Source organism: Planctomycetota bacterium (genome assembly GCA_035574235.1).
Classification (GTDB): Bacteria; Planctomycetota; MHYJ01; order MHYJ01; family JACPRB01; genus DATLZA01.
Genome location: DATLZA010000019.1, coordinates 41,761 through 49,172 on the forward strand (window position 1 = coordinate 41,761; position 7,412 = coordinate 49,172).

Consider the following 7,412-nt stretch of genomic DNA (forward strand, 5'->3'; position numbering starts at 1 on the left):
CATACGGACGCCTTCGCGGCGCTGTCAAGAACGTCCCCGGAACGTGTCGATCTTTTCCGGGAAGGCGCGATGCAGGACCGGATCGAGGAATTCCTCACGCATCTGGAGGTGGAGCGCGGATACAGCGCCCACACCCGGCAGGCGTACCGCCGCGATCTCTCGTTTTTCCGCGGGCCGCTCTCCCGCGAGGGGATCCGCGCCTATTTCGCCGCCCTCCGGACGTGCCGGACGCGCGCGTCGGGCCTGGCCCGCGCGGCCGCGAGCCTCCGCTCGTTCCTCCGTTTCCTGGGGCGGGAGGACCTCCTCTCGCACGTCCCGACGCCGAAGATTCCCCGCCTCCTCCCCAATCCTCTGTCCCGGGATCAGGTCGAGGCGCTCCTCGAAGCCCCGTCCTCGGGACCGCTGGCCGCCCGCGACCGGGCGCTCGCCGAGCTTCTCTACGCCTGCGGCCTGCGCGCCTCGGAGGTGGCCGGCCTGAGACGATCGGACGCGCATCTGGACGCGGGCTACGTGCGCTGCCTGGGCAAGGGGTCCAAGGAACGCGTGATTCCCCTCGGCCGGCCCGCCCGGGAGGCCCTCGCGGCGTACCTGGCGGAGGATCCCGAGGCGCCCCCGGACGCTCCCCTGTTCCGCAGTCTCCGGGGCGGACCCCTCGCGCGGGAAACCGTCTGGAGGATCGTCCGCAAGCTCGCGCGCCGGGGGGGAATCGACCGCCGCGCCTATCCCCACGCGGTGCGCCACTCCTTCGCCACGCACCTCGTCGAGAACGGGGCCGACCTGCGCTACGTTCAGGAAATGCTCGGGCACGCGAAGATTTCGACGACTCAGATCTACACGCAGGTGGACCAGGCGCGCCTCAAGGCCGTCCACCGGCGCCATCATCCGCGCGCGTAGCCGCGGGAGGCACGACTCCTTCGTTGAGGCTTCCCGTCCGATACCCCTGAAGGTCGAGGGCGACGTATCGGAACCCCAGTTCCTTGAGCCGCCCGACCACCAGATCCCGCACGGGCGACCGCACGATCTCCTCGAAATCCCTCGGATCGAGCTCCAGGCGCGCGATCGTGTCATGGTGACGCACGCGGAACTGGCGCAGCCCCAGACCCCGAAGGACGTCCTCGGCCTGCTCCACGACCCGGAGCTTCTCCGGCGTCACCTCGCTCCCGTACGGGATACGCGAAGAAAGGCAGGCCATGGAGGGCTTGTCCCACGTGGGAAGCCCGAGATCGCGGGAGAGCCGGCGGATCTCGAGCTTGGTCAGGCCGGCCTCGGCCAGAGGCGCCCGCACGCGGTGCAGGCGCGCCGCCCGCGCTCCGGGCCGGTGATCCGCGCGGTCGTCGGCGATCTCCCCGTAGACGACGTACCGGCAGCCCTCCCGCTCCGCCAGGGGCGCCAGGCGGGTGAAAAGCTCGTCTTTGCAGAAGAAGCACCGGTCCGGAGCGTTGGCGCGGTAGCCCTCCCGGTCGAGCTCCTTCGTCTCGACGAAGATCTGTCGGGCGCCGATCAGCCGGGCCAGCCGCTCGGATTCGCGGCGCTCGGCCTCCGGAAAGGACTCGCTCAGCGCCGTGACCGCGACCGCGCGGTCCCCGAGGACGTCGCGCGCGACCTTGAGCAGGAAGGTGCTGTCCACGCCGCCCGAGAAGGCGACGAGAACGCTTCCCATGTCAGCCAGGGATTTCCGAAGGGATTCGAGCTTGTCCATGCGCCCGGCGCCGAAGGTAAACGACGGCGCTCGTCAGAATGAGCGCGGCTTCGACGGCGAAGATGCCCAGAAGCGGCCCCCACGTGGCTCCGAGAACGTGGCCGTACGAATGAAGTCCCGTGCCGAAGAGAATGTTGACGCCCACGTACGAAAGCATGATGACGGCGAACCCCACGAGCGCCGCGTTGGCCAGAAGCAGGCCCTTCACCTTCCCCGTGAAGCGCGCGTGCAGCATGGCGAGATACCAGAGAAGCGTGATGAGCGACCACACCTCCTTCTGATCCCACCCCCACCAGCGCCCCCACGCCTCCCCCGCCCACACCGCCCCCAGCGAAATGCCCCCGATGAGAAGCAACGTGGTGATCTGAAGAATCCGGTACAGGCACAGGTCGAGATGGCGGAGCGTCTCCTCCTTGTGCGGAGCGAAGAGCCACGTGAGGATGTACGCGAAGCCCACCCCCGTGCAGAGCAGTCCGCATCCGTACGCCGCCATGATCGTCGGCACGTGGATCGTCATGAGCACTTCGTTCAGAAGGGCGGGCTGCTGCTGCGAGACGAAGGGCGAAAAGATCGTGATCTCCTCCGCCGCCACGACGCACAGCGTCGCGATCGTCGCCGCGCTGATCCCGAAGACGCGGGATTTCATGATGAATTCCATCGCGGTTCCAATGAGGGCCAGAAGAAGCCCCATGGCGATCATCGACTCGTACATGTTCGCCAGCGGATAGCGCGCCGCGATCTGCCAGCGGAGCACGTATCCGTACACGTGAAGCGCGATGCCCGCCAGAAGCGCGGCGAGCCCCAGAGCCCGGAAGCGCGACGAGGAGAACGCGAAGGACAGAAGAAAGAAGAGCACCCCGGGTCCGTAGCCCCAGAGCCACGCCTTGGTGAAGGGGCGGAATGCATTATAGAAGAGCTCAACCTGGATCTTGTCCTCCGGAAGATACGACACCGGATTCAGGGTCTTCAGGGCGTCCCGCAGCTCCGCCGCCGCCCGGTTGAAGTCCGCCGCCTTCCCCTCGGCCAGATTCTTCTTGAGCGATCCCCAGAGGTCCACGATCCGCTTGAGCTTCGCGCGGTCGAAGCGATCCATGACGTCCAGAAACGCCTTGATGTCCCCGGAAGGGTTCTGGCCGCGGACGCGGTCGCCCTCTTCGAGATATCCCTCGAGATCCACGATGCTCGGCCAGCGGGATTTTTCGCCGTATGGGGTCGGGACGATCTGGAAACGGACCTCGTCGAAAATCGTGCGGACCACGCCCATCTGCTCGGCCAGATGCTGGACCGCGCGGTGGTACGGCCGGCGATCCTTGGCCTCCATGCGGGAGATCTCTTCGAGCTCCCGCTGAAGCTCGCCCGCCGACCGCGTCAGTTCCTCCGGCGAGAAGTACTGGCGCGAGCGGTCCTTGCCGTACTTTTCCCGCACCTCGGGAAACTGGATTCGAATGAGCGGCTTCGACTTGTAGACTTCCGGCTGCGCGGCCATCCGGATCACGGACTCCACGGGATGCGCGCTCGGAAAGACCTCCACGAACGCTCCGTCCGGCCCCTTGAATCCGCGGAAGTTCTCCTTGCCGGTCAGTTCGTGCAGAAGCTCCCGGGCCTGCGTATCGAGCGGCTTGTGCCTTCCGCCGTCGAGTACCGCCACCGAAGCCAGCGTGTCGAAGTCGAATCCCGGACTGGCCGGTTCGCGGCGGGAGCACGAAGCCAGGAGAGCCAGAAACGACAGGGCGGCGAGCGACTTCCTCATAGCGGTTATCCTAACGGCCTTTCGGGGACGCGTTCAATCGTTTCCACGGCGAAGTCCTTCTCCTTCCGGACCACGTAGGCCATCGCGATCTCGGGATCGTGCTCGAACACGTTCACCCACCGTTCCGCCGCGATCCGTTCGAGAAGCCGCGCCTTGAGGGCCGCCACTTCCGCGGGATAGAGGTCATAGCCCATCACCCACGCGGGACGGACGTGCCGGGTCGTGGGCAGAAGGTCCGCCCAATAAATCGCCTTGCGACCGCCGCTTTCGAGTTCCACCACCTGGTGGTGCCCGCAGTGCCCGCCGCTCCGGCGGACACGCACGCCCGGCGCAAGTTCCTCCTCACCCCGAACGAAACGCACCCGGCCCTCCTCCCGCAGGGGCACGAAGTCCTCCTGCATATAACTTCCCCGCGTGCGCGGATTCGGGTCGAGCGCCTCCTCCCAGGTTCCTTCCTGGACGACGTACACGGCCTTCGGAAACGCCGGCACGAAGGCCTCCCCCCGCCGGACCGTGGCTCCTCCGGCATGGTCGAAGTGGAGGTGCGAAAGAACCACGAAATCGATGTCCTCGGGCCCCACTCCCGCGGCGGCCAGGCTTTCCTCCAGGCGCGGCGGCTGCTCGACTCCATAAAGCTCCAGGAACTTCCCCGACCGCTTCGAGGCGCCGATGCCCGTGTCGACCAGAACGTTGACCCGTCCCGTCTTGACCAGAAGCGCCGTCAGGGAGAGCCGCACCCGGTTGCGATCGTCCGGTGGCAGGACCTTTTCCCAGAGGGGCTTCGGCACGATTCCGAACATCGCGCCTCCGTCCAGGCGGAAGAACCCGTCGCTGATGGCGTGCAGCTCGAAGTCGCCGAGCTTGTGCATGCGTCCTCCCGCTCAGGCGGTCTGCGTCAGAAGCAGCACCGTCAGCCCCGCCGTGTTGAGAAGCCAGGAGCACGCCAGGAGCTGGCCCACCTGTCCCGCCCGTCCGGGCCGGGCCTGCACCGTGGGCCGCGCGCCCAGGTAGAAAAGATACCCGACCGCCGCCGCCAGCACCGCCGCCGCCGTCGCCGGCCCCGTCCAGGGCAGCCGGAACGCCCAGGCCACCAGTCCCGCCCCCAGCGCCGCCCCTCCCGCCAGCATCGCCAGCGGCCGTGCCAGGGGTCGCGCCGGCCGAACGGCCGCCCATCCCTGCGCCTGCAGGATCATGATCGCCAGCCCCAGGACGTCCAGGCCGAGCACCGCGCCCACAACGGCCAGCATCGGCCACTCCGCCATGCCCACGAGAAGGAACCCGGCGAGCGTTCCGGACGTGCCGAGCGCCAGGTACCCCAGCTGGGCCGCGCTCGAAAGCGGCGGGTCCGAGGCCCCCACCATGCCTTGCATCAGGCGCATGAGGAACCGGCGCAGATAGAACATGTAAATGGAACCGGAGATCGTGATGAGCACTCCCAGGTAGACGATCTTCTTGCCGGGGTCCCGCGATACCTGAAAAATGCTCACCCAGCGGCCGTCGGAATCGCGGCTGTACTGAGCCTGGTAGAAGACCACGCCCCGGTAGTCCAGAGGATCGTTCACCTTGACGGTTTCCTTGAAGGACACCCCCCCGCGCGCGTGGTCGATCACCTCGATGTCGCTCTCGAAGCTCTGGGCCTGGCTTGTGCCCGGATGGTCCACCTTCCGGAACGCCAGCAGGCGCACCTCCAGGCCGAAGGCGTCCCGCTGCTTGCCCGTAAACCGTAGCCGCACGCTGCGGTCCGGCAGCTCCAGCGTGCGGGGCTCGCGCCAGAACACCCATCCGCCGCGCTCCCCGGAAGAACCGCGCAAACGCACGTAGAGGGCCGGAAACTTGTCGGGATCGTCCTTCTGGATTTCCCGGGGCACCGGAACCTTCTCCGCGCGCGGGAGATACCGGTTCATCCGGAACTCCAGCCGCATCGGCATGAACGGGTACCGCACGAGCGTTCCCGGCGTATAGTCGCCGATCTCCGGGGACGCCCCCCGCCGGCTCATGAAGACGTACTTCCATCCGGACGGCAGGCGGACGAAGAACACCGCCGAGACCGCCACGCCGTCCTTGAATCGCTCGGTGAACTCGCGAAACTTCTCCTCGCTCATCTGCTGGAGGACGAGCATCTCGAGGCCGCCTACGCCCTCGCTGATCCCCTCCGTAATCCACTGGGTGCCGCTCGACTGGCCCTCGAAGAAATATTCGATCTCGGCCGCCGGCTGGCCGCCCTCGGGCACCTCTTCGAACGCCGGATACTTGGGCGGCTTGAATTCCGTGTGCGGGAGATACCGGTCGATGAAGACGGTCAGATCCTCCTCGGCGATCCGCCAGACCTTGCGGGGCTCGGACGGCCGGTACAGGTTCTCCTCGATCGCGTGCTCGTACCGGCGGTCCCCGGACGTTTCCACCACGAGCGTCCGCACGTCCTCGAGCTCGAAGAACCGATCGGTCTCCCCCTCCCGGATCCGCATTTGCCCGTATTCTTTCCAGTTGTAGCTCATCCAGGAGCCGAGCATGATCGTGAAGACGCCCGCGTGCGTGCAGAGGAAGCCCCACATCCACACCTTGTAAGGCCGGCGCATGAGCGTGCAGGTCACGAGGTTGACCACGAGCAGCCCCATGAGCACGTTGAACGCCGGCTGATAGACGTCCTTGCGGATGGCGCCGGTCGACTCGTCCAGGCCCCACTTGCTGCTGCCCACGAGCACGAGGAGCATGAGCACCAGCAGCGGCAGAAGCAGCCAGAGCGAGCCGAGGAACCGCGTGACGGGGTGGCGGGTCCAGTCCTTGGGCCGCGGAGAGGACGTCATGAATCTTTCGATGGAGAAGCGGACATCGGGGCTGAGCCTATCAAAGCGGGGACGGCTTGTCCACCGGGACCGGCCGTTCCTTTCTTCTCTTCGTTCCCGCCTTAAGTAATACGTCTAGGAACGATCGATGACAGGGCGGATTCGCGTGGACATCCCCGGCTGTTTCTTGATGAACGCGAGCCCGGCGACTTCCGCGTTGAGCGCGCGCGATACGTGGACGACGCGCGCGGGCGAAACGAGGTCCGGCAGTCCCGGGCGCACGATCGCCACCTCGAGGTCCCGCCCCAGCGGGTTCAGGCGGGCATATCCGTAGAAGAAGTGCGAGGGGTGCACCGCGTGGGGCTGGTAGTGCCGGAGATCGATTCCTTCGAGCAGCCCGTATTCGATCCGGATTCCGCCGTCCGCAAGGTCGAGCACCGTGGCGGTGCTGATCGGCAGCGGCTTGGAGAGAAACGGATCGCGGAGCCGGCAGGTGGTCGGCTTGCGTTCGCGCGGCCCCGCGCGCCGCTCCGAAAGGACGAAGGGAGCCCATCGAAGCCTCTTGCCCTGAAGCCCCACGCAGGCGCGCACCTTTTCCAGAAACACCTCGGGGCGCACCGGCAGGGACAGGACGTCGTTGGCCCCGCCCTGAAGCGCCTTGAACGCCGCGGGGCCGCGGGCGTCCTCGCCGACCGCCAGGATCGCGCAGAACTGGAGCATCGGCTCACGCCGGATCTCCGCCGCGGCGCGCGCCGCGTCCGCAAGGGCGACGACGACCACGTCGATCTTCCCCTTCGTCCCCTGCGGCAGGTTCCAGCCGCGCTGCTCCCGCGCACCATGCCCGGCGGTCAAAAGAGCGTTGACCAGCCGGAGCCGCGCCGCGTCGTCCGGAAGCGTCACGAGCACTTCCGCCCGGGGCGCGGCCGGCCAGTACACGGGCGCAGCAGCGGCGTCCTGGACGGGGTCCGGCCGGAAAGGGCGCGCCGGCGACCGCCCCCCGCGCGCGAGGTATTCCGCGGCCCGCGCCGCCTCCAGGAGTCGCGCCCGCGAAGCCACGGGGAACATCGCCCCCGGAAGGCTCCTCATCGCTTCGAGGGCCGCCCCTTCCGCGCGGGTCCCCGCAGGAAAGGCCGTCCGGCCGCGAACCTCGCGGGCCAGGAAATCCGAGTCGCGCAGATCC

At 67.6% G+C, this 7,412-nt stretch carries 6 protein-coding genes; 1 reads left to right on the forward strand and 5 read right to left on the reverse strand.

What is annotated here, in order from left to right:
• Positions 1-69 precede the first annotated feature (69 nt).
• Positions 70-894 (forward strand): tyrosine recombinase XerC, encoded by an 825-nt coding sequence (locus VNO22_01365; GenBank protein ID HXG59996.1) that lies wholly within the window; start codon positions 70-72, stop codon positions 892-894.
• Here the strand turns inward: VNO22_01365 and larE are convergent.
• The 5 genes from larE to VNO22_01390 all read right to left on the reverse strand — a co-directional run.
• Entirely contained in the window at positions 857-1,660 is an 804-nt protein-coding gene (larE, locus tag VNO22_01370; protein HXG59997.1) for an ATP-dependent sacrificial sulfur transferase LarE, read from the reverse strand. The two genes, VNO22_01365 and larE, sit on opposite strands and share 38 nt — an antisense overlap.
• 1 nt (position 1,661) lies before the next feature.
• On the reverse strand, positions 1,662-3,449 hold the full coding sequence (ccsA, locus tag VNO22_01375) for a cytochrome c biogenesis protein CcsA (GenBank protein ID HXG59998.1): 1,788 nt from the start codon (positions 3,447-3,449) through the stop codon (positions 1,662-1,664).
• Between the two features lie 5 nt (positions 3,450-3,454).
• Complete coding sequence (locus VNO22_01380; GenBank protein HXG59999.1) at positions 3,455-4,318, reverse strand: MBL fold metallo-hydrolase; 864 nt, start codon at positions 4,316-4,318, stop codon at positions 3,455-3,457.
• A gap of 12 nt (positions 4,319-4,330) precedes the next feature.
• Positions 4,331-6,253 carry a cytochrome c biogenesis protein ResB gene (locus VNO22_01385; GenBank protein ID HXG60000.1) on the reverse strand — a complete coding sequence of 641 codons (1,923 nt, stop codon included), beginning with the start codon at positions 6,251-6,253 and terminating at the stop codon, positions 4,331-4,333.
• A 114-nt stretch (positions 6,254-6,367) separates the two neighbouring features.
• On the reverse strand, positions 6,368-7,412 hold a 1,045-nt coding region (locus VNO22_01390), incomplete at its 5' end, for a hypothetical protein (GenBank protein HXG60001.1).